Source organism: Marinobacter sp. NFXS9, from assembly GCF_040148665.1.
GTDB lineage: Bacteria > Pseudomonadota > Gammaproteobacteria > Pseudomonadales > Oleiphilaceae > Marinobacter_A > Marinobacter_A mangrovi.
The window spans coordinates 18,626-35,330 of the sequence record NZ_JAGDDW010000023.1 but is presented as its reverse complement, the minus strand read 5'-3'; the positions used below and the strand labels follow the sequence as shown (position 1 = coordinate 35,330).

The window sequence follows — 16,705 nt, the reverse complement described above, 5'->3', positions numbered from 1 at the left end:
TGAAAACGGACGGCATTTACGCCTGATATTGGCTATTTTATGGTCAACCCCGGCGTTGCCGGATGAATCGGCAGAGACCGGTAAATTGCTGGCTGTCTGAAAACGGCGTTTTTGCAGGGGCGACTAAGTACTGCTCTCTATCTGGACCATGCAAAGGTAATAGCTTTATCGAGTTAGGCATCAGAAGCGGAGCCTTAATAGCCATCGATTCTTTTGATGAGTTGATAACGACGAAAAGATTAGCCAGCTCTATCAAGAAAAATGCCAATTTAATGCTTAGATGGAATGGTGGTCAACAAGACACACGCTACGGCATGCCTTTCTCTGAGATGGAAAAATGCATCAACCTCTTGGTCGAAGACGAGGCGTTACAGCTGGAAGGTTTCTCGTTTCATTTGAGTGACTACCTCCCCGAATCAAGAGCAGCCTGCTTATCAACGCTCCTCGAGCTAAGCCATCGTTTGAAATCCAAAGGTATAAATATCAGAAAGATAAACATAGGTGGCGGGATGCCAATATGTTACATAGGTAAAGAGGCATGGGATAACTATCACAGGAATATTCGCGAAGATCATTTTTATAAGAAGAGAATGCCTTCTAGCTACTATCCGTATTGGAATTCAGTTTCCCGACAAAGCTTTATTGATGGCATTCTACTTGAGCACAGTAATGCTCTAAGGCTTCAGAGCCTTGATATCGAACTGATGCTAGAGCCAGGAAGAGCTCTTGTAGATAACGCGGGATTCTCAGTCTTTAAAGTTCTAGGACTTAAAACCTCGGAAGCGGGAAATCACTGCATAATAGTACAGGGTTTAAGTTTTAGTGCCTGTGAGGTTTGGTGCAACTCGGAGTTTTTAGTAGACCCAACATTAATTCCAATGCAGAACTCCGAATGCAGTACGCCTATAAAAGCATACATTGCCGGACAGAGCTGCTTAGAAGATGACTTAATAACAAATCGATTTGTTTCCTTTAACACCGTACCCGAACGAGGTGACCTTTTAGTCTTTAACAACACTGCCGGCTACCAAATGGATTTGATGGAGTCGAAATTTCACTTAATACCTCCTCCCCAGAAGATAACTCTACAAAAAACCGAAGCTAATACATCATGGACTTTTGATTAATAGATGTAAGGACACATCATGATCTATACAGCAATGTCTCAGATGATCGGGAACACGCCAATTTTAGAGATCAAGTTAAACGGAACTGAGTGGAGTCTTTTACTAAAAATAGAAAAATTTAACCCAGGGATGAGTATGAAGGACCGTATGGCTCGACAAATGATCTTTGATTCATTGGCCAGCGGAAAACTTACGCGCGATGGGGTGATCGTAGAGTCCTCTTCAGGAAACACAGCCACCGGAATTGCTTACATCGCTTCGGAACTAGGCATTAGATTTATCGCAGTGGTCGATCATCATGCAGCCAAAGACAAGATCGACACAATACGAGCCTATGGCGGTGAAATACATATGATTCAAGGCGACTACTCCGACGATGAGGTTGCAACGGTAGAGCGAGAATCAACGGCAGCGGCACTAGCAAAGAAAATTCCGGGAGCAATCTTTTTTGACCAGTCTAACAATTTTTCCAACCCAAAAGGATATTCAACGAGTCTCGCGCATGAAATTCTCAACGACCTGGGCACTGATATCAACGAACTAGTTGCTTGCGTGGGTACGGGCGGCTCAATAACAGGCTGTGGCCGAGAGCTAAAAAAGGAAATCCCTGATCTTAAAATCATTGGCGTTGAACCAAAGGGCTCCACAGTATTTGGCTTTCCCGGAGGTCCTTACTTTCAGAGTGGCACGGGAGTCCCGCCTGGCGACAAGATCGGTGTCATCTATGATCCCGCTCTGATTGACGAGGGAATAATAGTCGATGATAGGAAGGCCTTTACAACATGCATTTACCTAGCGAGAGAACACGGTCTTCTCGTGGGCGGCTCGGCGGGCGGTGCCATCTATGAAGCGGTTAAACGTTGCACTCAAAACCCGGGCAGCGGAAAAACCTTGTGCCTGGTTTGTGACGGTGGTGAAAAGTATCTATCCACTGTTTTCAACGACGAATGGATTAATGAAAAAAATCTTTTCTGCGAAGAAACTTTTTCATTATTGCAGAAAACATTATGTAAACCGTATTCAGCATCAACCGTTAAAATCAACGATTTCAATCAGGAACTCAAAGCATGCACTTAAGTGGCGACCAGAAAGCTATAGCCTGTATTCTCATAGCCGTGATCGCCGGTACAGCTATGGATGCAACAGTAAAAAATTTAGGGCAGAGCGTAGGCACATGGCAACTACTAACTCTGCGCTGGTTTTTTGCAATCATACTAATACTACCACTGCTTACCCTTAACAAAAAAAGCAGCATAAAAGCGAAGAATAGGAGCATTTATTTTTACAGAGCTATACTAAACTGCATTGGATCTTTTGCGCTGTTCTATGCACTAAGCACTGTGCCTTTGGCCGTTGTAGTAACTATTATGTTTGCAGAGCCCATCTTCATAATACCCTTTGCCTATCTAGTTCTAAACGAAAGACCAAGCTTCAAAGATATGTTGGCCGCAATCATAGGGTTTGGTGCTATTGTTTACATCAACAACCCGCAACAAAACAGCCTATCACTAAGCACCATAGCTCCGATATTAGCAGCCACTTCTTACGCACTCATGCATGTGCTCACAAAAAAATTTGGAGCAAAAGAAAATCCTTATTCGCTGATGCTATGGTTAGCAGTCGCGACGCTGATCATATCCGCCCCGTTATCGCTTGACAACTGGCGACCTGTAAACACACATATGATCTTAATGTCATTTTGCATAGCCGCACTAGGATCTGTTTATAGCTATTTTATGATAATTGGTTTTAGGTTTGGCAGCATTCCTAAGGCCTCACAGGTTTCTTATTTATCGGTCCCTCTAGCGTTTCTGTTTGGCTGGTTTTTTTTCTCCGAAACGCCAAGCTTAGAAATGATTTTTGGGAGCCTGGTTATCTTGTGCTCAACAATAATTGTATCCACAGATCACAGAAGCTGGAGCGAGCTTTTTAGAATACTACGGTGGAAAAAGAGCGATTAAAGGTACTTCTAACTGTTCCACGGAATCAACTTTAAAGGGGCATTGATCTCTTTTGTTGGAGCTACGAGTAATGGGTGCTCACATAACCATTTATAAAAGCTTCTATAAATGGTCGAGTCTTCCATTGCTTTTGGGCACTCTAGCTTGTAGCCAAGACCTGTTTCTACGACATAATCAAAAACGGTAACTAGTTTACCTGAATTGAGCTCATCTTTAACGTATAAAATATCAACAACAGTTATACCGCCAATACGCTCCACAATGTCCAAGGCGGAGTTCATTGAGTCAGCAATTAATATTTCGGCCTCATCCAGTATTGATGCATTGATCTCAGATCTAGCAAAGTAGGTATACCAATCAGCCTTACTGATGGATGGACTTACAAACAATGCCTCTTTCAGGTTATTTACGTTAGAGGTCGATCCTGATTCTAACCGGGCCAGATAGTCGGGCTTAGCAACAGTAACCAGCCTCTCTTTATAAAAGTAACTATCTGAGATTTGGTCTGAGAACGTAATTGCCAGATCAAACCTTTCCACAAAAAAGTCAACCGAGTGCTTCCATGCGATGTGGAAACTTACATTATCCCCCAATAGCCCCTTAGGAAAACTCTCTAAAAACCATCTTAGTCCAAAAGTTACCGGAATTTTTATCTCAAGTTTAGGATTATCTCGTATTACAGCGCATGCAGAGTTGATTGCCTCAAATCCAACCCTGAGCCTTTCAGCAATATCTTCTCCTGCTTTTGTTAACTCCAGGTTTCGCCCGACTCCTCCTATCAACCTTAAATTATAGTACGACTCCAATGATTTAATGTGTTTAGATACGCCTGTATAGTCAATGCATAGGTATTCGGCAGCTTTGGAGTAGCTTTTTAAGCGTGCAACTGACTCAAAGACCTCCAAAGACTTATAAGAAGGTTTCGCCATAAAATCACCGCTACTTTCATTTAAATTGAGAGCCTCATGACTTTCTGAGGACCTACATTTCCACCAAAAAATATTTCCCCGGTATCAGAAAATCCGGACTTCAGGTAACACTTAATAGCACCTTTATTCCTAAAATTAACCGTCAAACACACAGCCGAGGCTTCTACGAAATTCTTCATTACGAACCCCTTAAGTAAGACAAGACACTGTGTTCCATACCCTTCGCCTTGATATTTTTCATCGATCAAAAAGCCAGAAAGCCCGAGCTCCTTTTCACCCGCAAACGGATAGTCCTCACTATATTCTGGATCTAATTTTAAAATCCCGATCACAATTCCGCCCAAAAGCAAACCAACTACGTGCTCTCTTTTCTTTACGCTATCAGCATATTCTCTTATCCCACCAATATATTTCTCTTGCTCTTCGCTAAGAGTCACGCTTTTTAAAAAACGGTCAAGCTGCACTCTTGAAATAGGATTCAACTTCAAAATCATCCAGCTTCCCTTACTGTTTATAACTATATTAATTATTTCACTCACCCAACAGCCCAACCCTTGGGACGGCTCTACTTTTGGCTCGTCTTTGGCCTTCCGGGACGACGCATCTCAACCCGAATACCTGTTCGACGTTCAACCTCGTCAACAAAGCGGCTTCCACCGGTCAGTCTATTACTTTCTACTGCCGCCCCGAATGCCGGAATGCCGGGGTCAGGTATGCCGGGGTCAGGTATGCCGGGGTCAGGTATGCCGGGGTCAGGTCTTGTGTTTTGCCTCCCGGATAATTCTGCTGACGCGCGAATAGTGAAGCCCAAAGAAATCGCCTATTTCTTTCAGCCTGTATCCGCCACTCGCATACGCTAAACAGATGGCTTCGTTTCGGGACGACGCAGAGTCCACATAGAACTGTAGTGGTTTGGCCAGGGGGCGGCGCTGACTCGTGGGAATTTCACTGAGACGTTCAGCCCCCTCAATTCGCCTCTGCATGTCATCAACGAATTGATCGCTCCCTAGATAAACCTGGTTCTTCAAGCTTTCCCAAGGAGACGGCTGGTTCTTGCCGTCAGCAACAAATTGCTCGTAACTCTCAACGGCTCTATCCCGCCGTTCAGCAAAGGCAGCAAGAATCCAATCAACATTGAGTGCCTTTAAATCCCGCTCATAACTCGCCGTCGCGCGGTAACTGCTCCAAGGCCATTCTACTGCCGATCGAACCATCGCAGCACGAACAGGGTTCAGCACGATATAGCGGCACAGCTCCAACAGGTAGCTGTCCTTCTCAACCAGAATCGCTTTATAACGCCCCTGGAAAACGTGCCCTACCCGGCCATGGTGCCGATTGAAAACCTGCGTATAGACGCCGTTCAGTTGGCGCATGCCTTTCGATAGATTGCCTTCCGGCGTTTCGATCAGCAGGTGGTAGTGATTGCCCATCAAACAATAGGCGTGACATACCCAGTTGAAGATCTCGCAAACCTCATCGAGGATCGACAACCAGGCGCGTCGGTCGTCGTCTGATTCGTAAATCATCTCCCGGCGGTTTCCGCGAGACGTCACGTGATACAACGCGCCGGCAAACTCCAGTCGCAACGGTCTGGCCATTCCTTGGCTCCTTCCGTGGTTCTACTTTGGGCGAGAATAGACTGCGGTCATCACAACGAAATGGCAAGGCGGGGCAAAACGCAAGACCTGACCCCGCCGTTCCGTGGGCAGCCGGTGTTGGAAGATCACTTCGCCGCAGAAGTGTTGCCAGTAGGGGTTCTCTACCCAGCGATCCAGAACATCACGGTCTGACAGCGCATACATGTGCTTGAGCAACTGCAAGCCCACGTGTAACCGGATGGGCAGTCCCGGACGCCCGGCTTGCACCGCGTACAACTGACCAAAATGTTGTTCGCAGGCGGTCCAGTCGATCCGTTTACCCATCTGCACCAGTTCGTGCCGGGGGTTGAGGATGTCTTCGAGGTAGGTTTCCAGCAGATCTCGCTGTGGTGCCTGGCGCTTATCCCGTGGGATCATGGGGCTTTCTTCCGGTTTTTGGACGAAACGGGGAGATTTATGATGGATATTATACCCCGAAGTCAGGCCAACTCATTGCCTTTGTTCAGGTTTTTACTTTTGCAGGGGCGACGATGTAGCGGCACAGCTCCAATAGGTATGAGTCCTTCTCAACGAGAATCGCTTTATAGCGCCCCTGAAACACATGCCCGACACGGCCATGGTGCCGATTGAAAACTTGCGTGTAGACGCCGTTCAGTTGGCGCATGCCTTTCGATAAATTGCCTTCCGGCGTTTCGATCAACAGGTGGTAGTGATTGCCCATCAAACAGTAGGCGTGACATACCCAGTTGAAGGTCTCGCAAACTTCATCAAGGATCGACAACCAGGCGCGTCGATCGTCATCTGATTCGTAAATCATCTCCCGGCGGTTTCCGCGAGACGTCACGTGATACAACGCGCCGGCAAACTCCAGTCGCAACGGTCTGGCCATTCCTTGGCTCCTTCCGTGGTTTCATTGAGGCGGGATAGACTGCGGCGATCGGATCAAAATGGCAAGGCGGGGCAAAACGCAAGACCTGACCCCGCCGTTCCCATTGGGGCGGGATAGACTGCGGTGATCAGATCAAAATGGCAAGGCGGAGCAAAACGCAAGACCTGACCCCGGCGTTCGCGCAGACTTCATCAAGGATCGACAACCAGGCGCGTCGATCGTCATCTGATTCGTAAATCATCTCCCGACGATTTCCGCGAGACGTCACGTGATACAGCGCTCCGGCAAACTCCAGTCGCAACGGCCTGGCCATTCCTTGGCTCCTTCCGTGGTTTTATTGAGGCGGGATAGACTGCGGTGATCGGATCAAAATGGCAAGGCGGGGCAAAACGCAAGACCTGACCCCGGCGTGCATCCCTTGGCTCCTTCCGTGGTTCTATTGGGGCGGGATAGACTGCGTGCATCCCTTGGCTCCTTCCGTGGTTCTATTGGGGCGGGATAGACTGCGGTGATCAGATCAAAATGGCAAGGCGGAGCAAAACGCAAGACCTGACCCCGGCGTTTTCGCGTTTTCGCGCACCCGTTATGAGTTCGGCTCCAAGGTCAGCGTGGTGACCACAGCCAAAGAAGGCTTTGTGCTGGATTGCCAGGCCCTGGCCGGCAATCCCTACGATGGTCACACCGTCGACACGGCGCTCAAACGAGTGCTTCTGCATACCCGCAAGATGCCGGAGCATCTGTTGGCCGACCGAGGCTACCGTGGCAGCGAAAGCACGTACCTCTCCAGGATCCACATCACCGGCAAGCGGCGAGGCCGCGGCAGGGCCCACCCCGATCAGCAACACCGACGAAACAGTATCGAGCCGATCATCGGCCACCTGAAAAGCGACGGCCTGATGTATCGGAACTTCCTCAGAGGGTTTACCGGCGACACGATACACGCGGTTCTGTGCGGCGTTGGCCTGAACCTGAGGAAGGTTCTGAGGAAGCTCGTCGAGCTTCTTTGGCCTTATGAAAACGGACGGCATTTACGCCTGATATTGGCTATTTTATGGTCAACCCCGGCGTTGCCGGATGAATCGGCAGAGACCGGTAAATTGCTGGCTGTCTGAAAACGGCGTTTTTGCAGGGGCGACTACTTTTGATCACCGCTGTTTTTCGGGGGGATTACCGCTCCTTCCGTGGTTTCATTGAGGCGGGATAGACTGCGGCGATCGGATCAAAATGGCAAGGCGGGGCAAAACGCAAGACCTGACCCCGCCGTTCCATGCACGGAATTTGTATTTAAGCGACACACCAGTACACTGTAAATACGGCTTATGGGCAGATTTTCTATTGCGCTTCGCAATACTTGAAAAGAAGGTCCGATGGATTGCTCTTTCGGCGACGTTTCGCCTTACTGTGTATCGTTCGATGCATAAGAGTGCCCATAAGCCACCCAATACTGAAATAAGAATAAGCATGTACCATTTAAAAAAACTACAATCCTGTAACAGCTTAACCGATCTATCCTTACTTCTCGGGTTTAAGCCGCCAGCCCTATCTTACATACTTTACATTAAGCCATCACATAGCAAGTACACGGAATTCCCCGTTCCAAAACGAAATGGAGGTGATAGATTAATTTTAGCACCTAGTCAGGATCTAAAGTTATTACAAAGTCGCCTATCAGAACTTCTCCAAGACTGCATTGATGAGTTAAACAAAGAGAAGGGAATAAAACGTAGCATTTACCATGGATTCCGGAGAAATCAGTCAATAATAACAAATGCAAACAATCACAAGAATAAAAAGCATGTGTTTAATATAGATATCGAGGACTTCTTCGGTCAGATAAATTTTGGTCGCGTTCGTGGCTTCTTTATAAAAAACAAAAACTTTAGCCTTACACCAAAGATCTCCACAATCATTGCCCAAATTGCTTGTTATAACAACAAACTACCTCAAGGAAGCCCATGCTCTCCAGTAATAAGCAACTTGATAGCTCACGCTTTGGATATAAAACTGGCAAAGCTCGCACAAAATTGTAGTGCGACTTACTCAAGATATGCTGATGACCTAACTTTTTCGAGCAACAAGGCCGACTTTCCTACTGAAATCGCCTATAACGTGAAGAAAAACAATCACAATTGGGATATAGGCAAAGAGTTACGAAGCATTATTCAAAACTCTGGCTTTTCGATCAACGAAAAAAAGACAAGGATGCAGTATTTTAAATCCAGGCAAGACGTAACTGGGCTCGTAACCAACAAATCAATCAATACGAAATCGGAGTATTGGCGAACTGCTCGCGCGATGGTTAATCAATTGGTTATCAGCGGGGATTATTATATAAAATCGAACTACCAAGACGGCTCCGGAAAAACCTACACCAGAAGCATTAAAGGCACAAAACGGAAACTTAATGGCATTCTAAGCCACATAGACTCTATAGAAAAATTCAAGAAACAAAAAAAGGAATTGAACTTTAGAGAATTAAATGGAAAAGAGCTAACTTACCAAAAATTCTTGTACTACAACCTTTTTGCCTCAAACATAAAACCTATTATTATCTGTGAAGGAAAAACTGATAGCATTTATTTAAAATACGCTATCCGCAGAATAGGCTCAAAATTCCCAAAACTAGGAAAAACAATTAAGGGTAAAGGAACCCAGCCGTCAATAAACTTCTTAAAATATTCAAAAAACACTGACCGACTACTAGGCCTGGCAGGAGGCACCGCAGACCTGAATACCTTTATCTCAAACTATGAAAAGAAAACATATGGCTTCACAAAACAGTTTTGCAAACAGCCCGTAATTATTCTTGTAGACAATGACAAGGGCTCAAACTCCACATTCTCAACAGTTAAAAAGATCGGAAAATACAAAACTAACGTCGACGGCACCGATCTTTTTTACCACATAACTGAAAACCTATATTTGGTCGCCATCCCAAGATTAAAAAATAGCGAAACAGACATAGAAGACTTCTTTGATCATAAACTGCTTCTAACTAAAATAGCCGGAAAATCATTCAATAAGAGTAATAAAAGCACAGACTCAGAATATGGAAAATATATCTTTGCCAAAAAAGTTGTGCAGCCAAACTGGAAAAATATAAATTTTAATAACTTCGACAGCATTTTATCGAGGATAGAAGAAGCAATACGGCACTACCATCTAAAAAGTTAAACTACTATTTTTTTAATAAATATGCGCTCCGACATCTTTTATTGTTATAAATTTAGCACATTGCCTTCATAATATGGCCCAACGCCATAAATGTCGTTATTTAGCTCATCAAGAACCATTGACGTACAGAATATTAACTGAAAATCTTTTCGATCTCTGAACAGATTAAAAATCGTTTTTTGAAAATTATGGCTACGATAAGGCTTCATACCTCCATTTTCTATAGCGTCAAGCATCAAAAAACGTGGCAATCGATACTCAGGGTCATCCAACGATTCTTTCAACGCCGCCAAATGGAAAGCATTCTTCTTTACAAAATTAGAACTGCCAGAAAATTTAATCCTTCCGTCAATTAGATAACGATCTTTCGCGAAATCAATTTCAATATCAGACTCAGTGGCATCCGCGAACACCTCCTCATACGGGTCCCCATTATCGCGCCTCTCGCCTCCAACGATAGAAACAATATTTTCGCTGATCCCAGCAATCACCTTATCTCGTCTAGCCTGATTGGAACTGGTGGCTGCTTCTATTTTATTCCTAATTTCAGTAATCCTACCATTCAGCTCAACCTTAAGCACTTTATTTTTATCCAGCTCTTTTATGAGCTCCATCATTTTCACCAGATTCTTATTCTGTGACTCCAGATAACCAATTTTCCGCGAGTTTTCAATCGCTTTTTGTGAAGAAATATTTACCATCTTCGCAATCGATTCTAATTCTTGCTGAGCCACCTTAAGCTCGCCTTCTGCTATCTTTATTGTCGAAGCCAGTCCGGATTGATGTTCACGGTACTCATCCAATACCTTTTGATTGCTAGTAAGCTGGAAATCAATTTCCGTTATTAGCTCAATATAATTATTGTTAATTTGAGAACCGTCTAATGGAGCATGACACAAATGACAACAGTCATCGTCCAGGTTTTTCAGTTCTTTCATACACGAAGGACAATGGTTGTATTCAACAACCCCTATTTCCTCATAGGAAACCCTAGATTCCAACAAGCTTTTCTTTCGGTATTTCAAAGATTTGTCGTAGGCTTCACAGTCGACAATTTCACCGTTAACTACCAGCAGGTCTTGTTTAAAAGCTTGTAATTGACGATTTAATAACCTAATTTTTTCATCAAGCTTTCTGAAGCGTTTATCTCTTTCTTTCTGGACATCCGTTTCGGCTTTAGTTTCAACAGGAAAGTCGCTCAACTGTGCAATACTATCGAGATTCGAAAACACCTCATTTTCTAAAATTTCTGAAGTTAGCGTCGAATCCCTGCCCATCAATTTATACATCGCATTAAGGTCAGCGGAGATTTTTTCAAACTGCCTTTCCGTTAAAAGCAACTCTTGCCGCAACTTGTGTGTATCCAAATTATCCAAGCCCAGCAAGAATTCAAATATTGCAGTTCTTATACCCTCGCTATCAGCTCTTGGGTTATCTTCGGCACGCAATAACCTTGCAGAAGAAGTCTCTTGGTCTACATACAAGAATCTAAGAATCTGATGCATAGTCAAATTCGCATAATCATCAGATTTATGAGTGTCCCACCCTAATAGCTCGAAGATCTGCTGTGAGAATGAAGCTTTGTTATTGGACTCACTTCGCCTAGGTCCGAATATTTTCCATGCTTCTGCCTCATAATCTTTTAGCTCAAGGTTACCAGACCTTATATGTATTGGAGGTATAGATTTCTTATCAATTTCTCGCTTAAGCGTAAACACCTTGCCATTGACATTTAGCTGACACAACACATCGTCACAGAGATCAGCGGGCGTCAGCCATTGGCTCTCTTTTATTTCACCACCCAAAACATAAAATATAACTTCCAGTATAGTGGTCTTACCTACAGAGTGGTCGCCTCGTATTACATTTATACCTAAGTGATACTTTTCATCGTATATATGGCGACCCGACTTCCTAACAACAAGCCTCTCAATAAAAAATATAAACTTATCCATATCTAAATTCCATTAAACCACTTTTCGATTTAAAACCATTCGGCCCGTCAAGATTTACTTTAGGAAATGACTCCACTAGCATTTTAAAAAAGTCACAAGACAAAAATGCGTCGCTCTTAAATGACTCAATCAACCTTGCAGACAACGACTCAATATTCAGCTTAATTAAACCGTTATCCGAATTAATAAACAATTTACCCTCTAATGACTTTAATACAGATTCTTGTGTTCTACCAAGCTCATAAAACATTACCCTTGGATTCGGCGTTACCTCAAACGGGTCATCTAACTTATTAATTATCTTTTTCTTATAATTTAAAGGCTTGGGCAGAGACCCCATCCTCTTTAACAAATGCGGATACAGGTAATAAAAGTCGATAAATCTTATCATTTCATGAGAGATTGAAGTATCGTCAATAAAATACAGGATGCTCAATATTCTATATGAGCAGTGATAGGCGTCGTATGCAGGATGATATAAAATCATTACACCCACTCCACATGGCACTTCTCGGTCAGAAAATAAAGCATACCCTCTATCAAGTCAGCAGAAATCATTCCGCCCGCCATTGACACTTCCTGATATAGAGGCTCTATGATAGTAGTATTTATGGCAGACTTTAAAGTCACGTCATCGGCACCGTTTTTAATTAGCGGAAGAATATATGAGTTGAACCTGGTCAAAATAAGGCCCAAGACGTGATTAAAAATAATCTGATAGGACTTAACGTGCTGAAATCTAGTTATTGTCTTTGAAGCCTTCTGACTGGAGACTAGTGCCTGATCATAATATATTTTCTTACCAGCCTTTTTCAGCTTGCCTTCAAGACCGATCATCTTTCTCGATTCACAAGCTTTGATTTTGCTCTGCAGCTGCTCTATCAGAAAGATATACTCTGGGCTGTCTTCTGCGAGCTCATTATGCTTTTTAATCAGATCCTTTAGCGCACCCGCTCCTACTGAAACATCAAATGAGGGAAGCTTGACAATGGTAGATCCAACATTAAGGTCTCCACCAATATCATTTCCGCTTATATCATTTCCCGTAATAGCGATACTCTCAGGTACTCTACCATCTCCGGAACTAGGCGTCGGAAAATTGTCCTTTTGAGCCATCAAAAACCCTTATCCAATATTAATGTCGCCACCAGATTTATTATTTTTTATTTTATTACCCCGAACAGCACCAGTTTGTTTACCAATATTTATATCGGAATTAGAACAATTTTCTTCTATCTCATTGTTAACAACATCTTTTTTAGAAGAATCATCACCCTTCACCTTCCGAGGAATTAAAAGCCAAGCTAAGAATAAGCAAAATAAAAAAACGAAAACCAGTAGGACAATATTAACTATCAAATTAGTTTCAATTAGCTTGGATTCAATTAAATAGGTGGAAATCAACTTATAAAACACAAAGGCGGCGACCGTTGCAGGCCCACCAATTTTAAGAGCTTGTCCCCAATCCATATTAATCTTCCTGTTCTCGCTACTCCGCCTGAAAATTCAGCATTCCCCGACACTTAGGAAACGCTGAACACCCCCAAAATTCCTTCCCAACGTTCTCGCCACGTTTCACAACACGCCGAACCATATCGCCCTGGCACTTCGGGCAGCGAACCGCATTCTCTTTCTCTTCAACAATGCTTTGGACGTGCCTCACATGCTCCCGATGCGTCTTGAATGAAGCTTTCAGGCGCCCCGAAGCGATCTTATCCACAATCTCGCTGACTTCTTCTGGACTCAGCACAATTTCCTGATTCGATGTGATAAACCGCAGATACCCACTACCCCGCGTCACATTCCCCGGCATCTCCGTCTTAAACGTCGCATCCCCCACAAACACCACCACCGAATGCACCTGCGTATCACTGAGCCCAAGCAGTGCCTGAATCGTCTTCACATGCTTATAGTTCTGATGCAGCGGATTCTGAAACTTCTGCGAGTGCTTGTAGATCTTCTGCGTCCAATACCGCTGTTTGGCACTCCCGAAAATCCACCCTTTCATGTTCTTGGTTTCCACCACGAACACGCCGTAGGGCGAGACGATGATGTGATCGATCTGGGTGGTTCCGTCTTCGGTGGGCAGGGTGACGTTGCGGATCAGGTGGTAAGTGTTCTTGTCGAGAAACAGGCGTGCTGAGAGGTTAACCAGGCTTTCGCCGACCCAGCCTTTGAACTGTGGCGATTTGAGAATACCGCCGAGGATGACCAGCGGGATGACGTACCAGAGGGCGTGGATTAACGGTTGTATGACGGGAGAAAGATCCATTTTTGTTGTCCTCAGCCAGTGCTGACTCCTTGCCTGGCTGTCGTGCGAGTGGTGATTGGGTGCTTAAGCTTTCTGAAAGTTAATGTTGTTTATAGCGAGGGAAAAGGTAGGGAGCAAATGTTGGCGGGGTGGTTGGGCGCAAAATGTTGTTAAAGTTGAGCTGGGTCATAGGAAAGGGGCAGTCTGGGGCCTGCTCCCCCTCTCTCCAAACCTCTCTCCCTCCAGGGGAGAGAGGCTTAACAGGCAGGCCTCAAGAAACCATTAAGGCACCAGTTGCTGCCAGGACTGCGCCGACGGCTTGAGATACGCGGTTGTCGGTTTTCATCAGCAGCGCGCCAAGACCACGGCCGGCGAAGGCAATGATCAGGGTGGCAATACCGAAGCCGGCCATGTACGCCATGAAGTGTGAGCCTGCCGGCATTTCGGCGCCGTGGGCGTAGCCGTGGAAGATCATGAAGGCGGCGACCAGCGAGCCGCCCACAGCGGTCGGCAGTTTGGCCAGGGTAGCGATCAGTACGCCGGCCAGCATGACGGACAGCGCAATGCCGGTTTCAACGCCCGGGATGTTCAAGCCCGCGAAAGCCAATCCAGCCCCGAGGAACATACCGCCTATCATGAACAGCGGCGTACCGCGTTTCATCCAGCCGCTCTGGCGCATGCTCCAGAAGCCGATGGCGGCCATGGCCAGCAGGTGGTCGAGGCCCAGCATGGGGTGCAGCAGGCCGCTGGTGAAGCCGCCCTGGCCGTGGCCCGGGTGGGCGGAGGCGGCGGTGGCGGTCAGCATGAGGCCGGCTGTGAGCAGGGTTTTGGTGAGTCGTGTCATGGTTATCTCCGTTTAACTGCAATCCAATTTGTTTGGTTTGGGCCGATCTCAGGCTGACGCTTCGATTTTCTCTGGGCGGCGTTCTGGCAACATGCCGCGTTCGAGGATGAAGCTAATGATGGTGTCCAACCCTACCCCGTCGTAGAGGTTGGTGAACACAAACGGCCTTTCGCCGCGCATCTTTTTGGAATCCCGATCCATCACCTCCAGCGAGGCGTGGACCTGTTCGGCGATGTCGATCTTGTTGATGATCAGCAGGTCGGACTTGGTGATGCCTGGCCCGCCCTTGCGGGGGATCTTGTCGCCGGCGGAGACGTCGATGACATACAGGGTGAGGTCCGACAGTTCCGGGCTGAAGGTGGCGGAGAGGTTGTCGCCGCCGGATTCCACCAGCACCAGTTCCAGGTCCGGGTGGCGGGACTGGAGGTCGTCGATGGCCGCCAAGTTCATGGAGGCGTCCTCGCGGATGGCGGTGTGCGGGCAGCCGCCGGTTTCCACGCCGAGGATGCGGTCGGCTTCCAGGGCTTCGTGGCGCAGCAGGAAGTCGGCGTCTTCCCGGGTGTAGATGTCGTTGGTGACCACGGCGATGTTGTAGTGGTCGCGCAGGGCCAGGCAGAGCTGGCGCAGCAAGGCGGTTTTACCGGAACCGACAGGGCCACCGACCCCGACTCGCAGACAATGTTTCATGGCTTTTTCCTCATCGTTGTTTGTGGGTGCGCGTTGGCGAGCGCATTAGCTTCTAAAGAGTCTTGAGTACTGTGTTTCGTGATGGGCGCTGGCGAGCGCGAGGCCCGGCAGTACCGGCCCCAGCTCATCGTCTTCCCGCACCAGCGCGGCGTCGACAGCTTTCACCAGTGACGGGCGCAGTTGTTCGGTCAGTCGCTGGGCGGCGGTGTGTCCCAACGGCAGCGCCTTGCAGGCGACGGCGAGCTGGTTTTCCAGCCAGGCCCAGGCGAAGCCGAGCAGGGTCTGGCGTACCGGCACGTTGCGCCGATGCGCGGCCCAGGCGAAGACAGTGACGTAGCCCGCGTCTCCGGGCATCAGGCCGTCGTCCGGCATCAGGTCCAGGCTGGTGAGCAGGCGTACCAGCGCCGAGCCCAGCCGGGTGTCTTCGTCGCTCAGTTCCGCCGTCTCCCGGTTGGCGTGGAGCCAGTCGTTCCAGTCCGCCAGTGCCGGGGCGTCACGGTTCGCCCATGCGGTTTGCAGGCGGATCAGCACCGGCAGTTCGCAGCGGCTCAGGCCGTCGTCCAGCACGCCTTCCAGCCAGTCACCCAGCTCCGCCTCGTTGCTCACCCAGCCCAGTTCAAAGGCGCTTTCCAGCCCCTGTGACCAGGCGAAGGCGCCGATAGGCAGTGCCGGGCTGACCAGTTGCATCAGCCCCAGCAGGGACAGGTCAGCGACGGGCGTGGACTCAGTGGACATGGTCTTTACCCGGCCCGTGGCTGTGGTCGTGTGCATGGTCGTGATCATGGGAATGCCCGTGGCCGTGACTGTGTCCGTGTCCGTGTCCATGGCCGTGCCCTTCACCGGCTTTGCTGTAGGCACCCGGCTCGGGATCGAACGGGGCCTGGTGGTGTTTCAGGGTAGCGCCGAGGCGTTCGGCCAGTTCTTCCAGCACGTGGTCGGGCGGGAAGCGGACCCAGCCGGTCTGCTCATCAATGGTGCCGATGGCCAGTTGCACGTGGCGGTTGCCCAGGTGGTAGCACAGGCGCGCCAGCGGCAGGCCCCCGGGGATCTGGGCAGTGACCACCGGCTCGTCGGCGGCGCGGATGCGGACCACTTCGCCGCCGGCGGATTGCAGGCAGTCGCCGTCGCGCAGCACCGGGCCACGATCCAGGAACAGGCCCACGTCGGTGCCGTTGTCGGTGGTGGCCCGCAGGCGGCCGCGGATGCGCAGCTCGAACGGCAGGGTCAGGCTGTCGAAGATTTCCGCCGACTCGACCGGGGCGATACGTTGTGTGAGTTCGATCATTTCGG

17 protein-coding genes and 2 pseudogenes are annotated in these 16,705 nt (G+C 47.7%); 5 read left to right on the top strand and 14 right to left on the bottom strand.

The window, feature by feature from the left end; genetic code table 11:
• Positions 1-62: 62 nt before the first annotated feature.
• From J3364_RS21940 to J3364_RS21930, 3 genes are read left to right on the top strand one after another with little or no spacing between them, the layout of a single operon-like run.
• Positions 63-1,127, top strand: a complete 1,065-nt coding sequence (locus J3364_RS21940; RefSeq protein ID WP_349560288.1) for a type III PLP-dependent enzyme domain-containing protein — start codon at positions 63-65, stop codon at positions 1,125-1,127.
• A gap of 18 nt (positions 1,128-1,145) precedes the next feature.
• Entirely contained in the window at positions 1,146-2,204 is a 1,059-nt protein-coding gene (locus J3364_RS21935) for a PLP-dependent cysteine synthase family protein (protein ID WP_349560287.1), read from the top strand.
• The gene (locus J3364_RS21930) at positions 2,195-3,088 is read left to right on the top strand and encodes a DMT family transporter (RefSeq protein WP_349560286.1); all 894 of its coding nucleotides are present in this window, start codon (positions 2,195-2,197) and stop codon (positions 3,086-3,088) included. The genes J3364_RS21935 and J3364_RS21930 overlap by 10 nt, the downstream gene beginning before the upstream one ends.
• Before the next feature lie 8 nt (positions 3,089-3,096).
• Here J3364_RS21930 and J3364_RS21925 read toward each other — a convergent pair whose 3' ends face one another.
• The 5 genes and pseudogenes from J3364_RS21925 to J3364_RS21905 form a co-directional block, all read right to left on the bottom strand.
• Positions 3,097-4,017: a LysR family transcriptional regulator gene (locus tag J3364_RS21925; protein WP_349560285.1), complete on the bottom strand. Its 921-nt coding sequence runs from the start codon at positions 4,015-4,017 to the stop codon at positions 3,097-3,099.
• Positions 4,018-4,037: 20 nt separating this feature from the next.
• Positions 4,038-4,511, bottom strand: coding sequence for a GNAT family N-acetyltransferase (locus tag J3364_RS21920; protein WP_349560284.1), 474 nt, complete (start codon positions 4,509-4,511; stop codon positions 4,038-4,040).
• Between the two features lie 258 nt (positions 4,512-4,769).
• A complete protein-coding gene (locus tag J3364_RS21915) occupies positions 4,770-5,615 on the bottom strand; it encodes a transposase (RefSeq protein WP_349560283.1) in 846 nt (281 codons plus the stop codon).
• A 99-nt stretch (positions 5,616-5,714) separates the two neighbouring features.
• Positions 5,715-6,032: pseudogene (locus tag J3364_RS21910) on the bottom strand (transposase); the annotation flags it as partial.
• Positions 6,033-6,117: 85 nt separating this feature from the next.
• Positions 6,118-6,504: a transposase gene (locus J3364_RS21905; protein ID WP_349560281.1), complete on the bottom strand. Its 387-nt coding sequence runs from the start codon at positions 6,502-6,504 to the stop codon at positions 6,118-6,120.
• Between the two features lie 572 nt (positions 6,505-7,076).
• Here J3364_RS21905 and J3364_RS21900 point away from each other — a divergent pair.
• Positions 7,077-7,616, top strand: a pseudogene (locus J3364_RS21900) (transposase); the annotation flags it as partial.
• A 349-nt stretch (positions 7,617-7,965) separates the two neighbouring features.
• Complete coding sequence (locus J3364_RS21895; RefSeq protein WP_349560280.1) at positions 7,966-9,678, top strand: retron Ec67 family RNA-directed DNA polymerase/endonuclease; 1,713 nt, start codon at positions 7,966-7,968, stop codon at positions 9,676-9,678.
• A 44-nt stretch (positions 9,679-9,722) separates the two neighbouring features.
• Here the strand turns inward: J3364_RS21895 and J3364_RS21890 are convergent, their stop codons facing one another.
• The 9 genes from J3364_RS21890 to ureE form a co-directional block, all read right to left on the bottom strand.
• Positions 9,723-11,633, bottom strand: a complete 1,911-nt coding sequence (locus tag J3364_RS21890) for a hypothetical protein (RefSeq protein WP_349560278.1) — start codon at positions 11,631-11,633, stop codon at positions 9,723-9,725.
• A complete protein-coding gene (locus J3364_RS22645; protein WP_502882541.1) occupies positions 11,626-12,120 on the bottom strand; it encodes an ABC-three component system middle component 5 in 495 nt (164 codons plus the stop codon). The genes J3364_RS21890 and J3364_RS22645 overlap by 8 nt, the downstream gene beginning before the upstream one ends.
• Positions 12,120-12,749, bottom strand: a complete 630-nt coding sequence (locus J3364_RS21885; RefSeq protein WP_349560276.1) for an ABC-three component system protein — start codon at positions 12,747-12,749, stop codon at positions 12,120-12,122. Before J3364_RS21885 ends, J3364_RS22645 begins: the two co-directional genes overlap by 1 nt.
• A gap of 9 nt (positions 12,750-12,758) precedes the next feature.
• Positions 12,759-13,103 carry a hypothetical protein gene (locus tag J3364_RS21880; RefSeq protein ID WP_349560275.1) on the bottom strand — a complete coding sequence of 115 codons (345 nt, stop codon included), beginning with the start codon at positions 13,101-13,103 and terminating at the stop codon, positions 12,759-12,761.
• Positions 13,104-13,122: 19 nt separating this feature from the next.
• Positions 13,123-13,905 (bottom strand): nuclease-related domain-containing protein, encoded by a 783-nt coding sequence (locus J3364_RS21875; protein ID WP_349560273.1) that lies wholly within the window; start codon positions 13,903-13,905, stop codon positions 13,123-13,125.
• 250 nt (positions 13,906-14,155) lie between these two features.
• Entirely contained in the window at positions 14,156-14,728 is a 573-nt protein-coding gene (locus J3364_RS21870; protein WP_349560272.1) for a HupE/UreJ family protein, read from the bottom strand.
• Between the two features lie 48 nt (positions 14,729-14,776).
• Entirely contained in the window at positions 14,777-15,415 is a 639-nt protein-coding gene (gene ureG, locus J3364_RS21865) for an urease accessory protein UreG (protein WP_131483882.1), read from the bottom strand.
• Positions 15,416-15,460: 45 nt separating this feature from the next.
• The gene (locus J3364_RS21860; RefSeq protein WP_349560271.1) at positions 15,461-16,150 is read right to left on the bottom strand and encodes an urease accessory protein UreF; all 690 of its coding nucleotides are present in this window, start codon (positions 16,148-16,150) and stop codon (positions 15,461-15,463) included.
• On the bottom strand, positions 16,140-16,700 hold the full coding sequence (gene ureE / locus J3364_RS21855) for an urease accessory protein UreE (protein WP_349560270.1): 561 nt from the start codon (positions 16,698-16,700) through the stop codon (positions 16,140-16,142). The genes J3364_RS21860 and ureE overlap by 11 nt, the downstream gene beginning before the upstream one ends.
• Positions 16,701-16,705: the final 5 nt, after the last annotated feature.

Excerpts from the sequence above, each read along its gene's own strand:
- J3364_RS21925 (WP_349560285.1), bottom strand. The coding sequence starts at position 4,017 with ATGGCGAAACCTTCTTATAAGTCTTTGGAGGTCTTTGAGTCAGTTGCA.
- J3364_RS21935 (WP_349560287.1), top strand. The coding sequence starts at position 1,146 with ATGATCTATACAGCAATGTCTCAGATGATCGGGAACACGCCAATTTTA.
- J3364_RS21870 (WP_349560272.1), bottom strand. The coding sequence starts at position 14,728 with ATGACACGACTCACCAAAACCCTGCTCACAGCCGGCCTCATGCTGACC.
- J3364_RS21930 (WP_349560286.1), top strand. The coding sequence starts at position 2,195 with ATGCACTTAAGTGGCGACCAGAAAGCTATAGCCTGTATTCTCATAGCC.
- J3364_RS21905 (WP_349560281.1), bottom strand. The coding sequence starts at position 6,504 with ATGGCCAGACCGTTGCGACTGGAGTTTGCCGGCGCGTTGTATCACGTG.
- J3364_RS21940 (WP_349560288.1), top strand. The coding sequence starts at position 63 with ATGAATCGGCAGAGACCGGTAAATTGCTGGCTGTCTGAAAACGGCGTT.
- J3364_RS21920 (WP_349560284.1), bottom strand. The coding sequence starts at position 4,511 with ATGATTTTGAAGTTGAATCCTATTTCAAGAGTGCAGCTTGACCGTTTT.
- J3364_RS21915 (WP_349560283.1), bottom strand. The coding sequence starts at position 5,615 with ATGGCCAGACCGTTGCGACTGGAGTTTGCCGGCGCGTTGTATCACGTG.
- J3364_RS21880 (WP_349560275.1), bottom strand. The coding sequence starts at position 13,103 with ATGGATTGGGGACAAGCTCTTAAAATTGGTGGGCCTGCAACGGTCGCC.
- J3364_RS21890 (WP_349560278.1), bottom strand. The coding sequence starts at position 11,633 with ATGGATAAGTTTATATTTTTTATTGAGAGGCTTGTTGTTAGGAAGTCG.
- ureG (WP_131483882.1), bottom strand. The coding sequence starts at position 15,415 with ATGAAACATTGTCTGCGAGTCGGGGTCGGTGGCCCTGTCGGTTCCGGT.
- ureE (WP_349560270.1), bottom strand. The coding sequence starts at position 16,700 with ATGATCGAACTCACACAACGTATCGCCCCGGTCGAGTCGGCGGAAATC.
- J3364_RS22645 (WP_502882541.1), bottom strand. The coding sequence starts at position 12,120 with ATGATTTTATATCATCCTGCATACGACGCCTATCACTGCTCATATAGA.
- J3364_RS21860 (WP_349560271.1), bottom strand. The coding sequence starts at position 16,150 with ATGTCCACTGAGTCCACGCCCGTCGCTGACCTGTCCCTGCTGGGGCTG.
- J3364_RS21885 (WP_349560276.1), bottom strand. The coding sequence starts at position 12,749 with ATGGCTCAAAAGGACAATTTTCCGACGCCTAGTTCCGGAGATGGTAGA.
- J3364_RS21895 (WP_349560280.1), top strand. The coding sequence starts at position 7,966 with ATGTACCATTTAAAAAAACTACAATCCTGTAACAGCTTAACCGATCTA.
- J3364_RS21875 (WP_349560273.1), bottom strand. The coding sequence starts at position 13,905 with ATGGATCTTTCTCCCGTCATACAACCGTTAATCCACGCCCTCTGGTAC.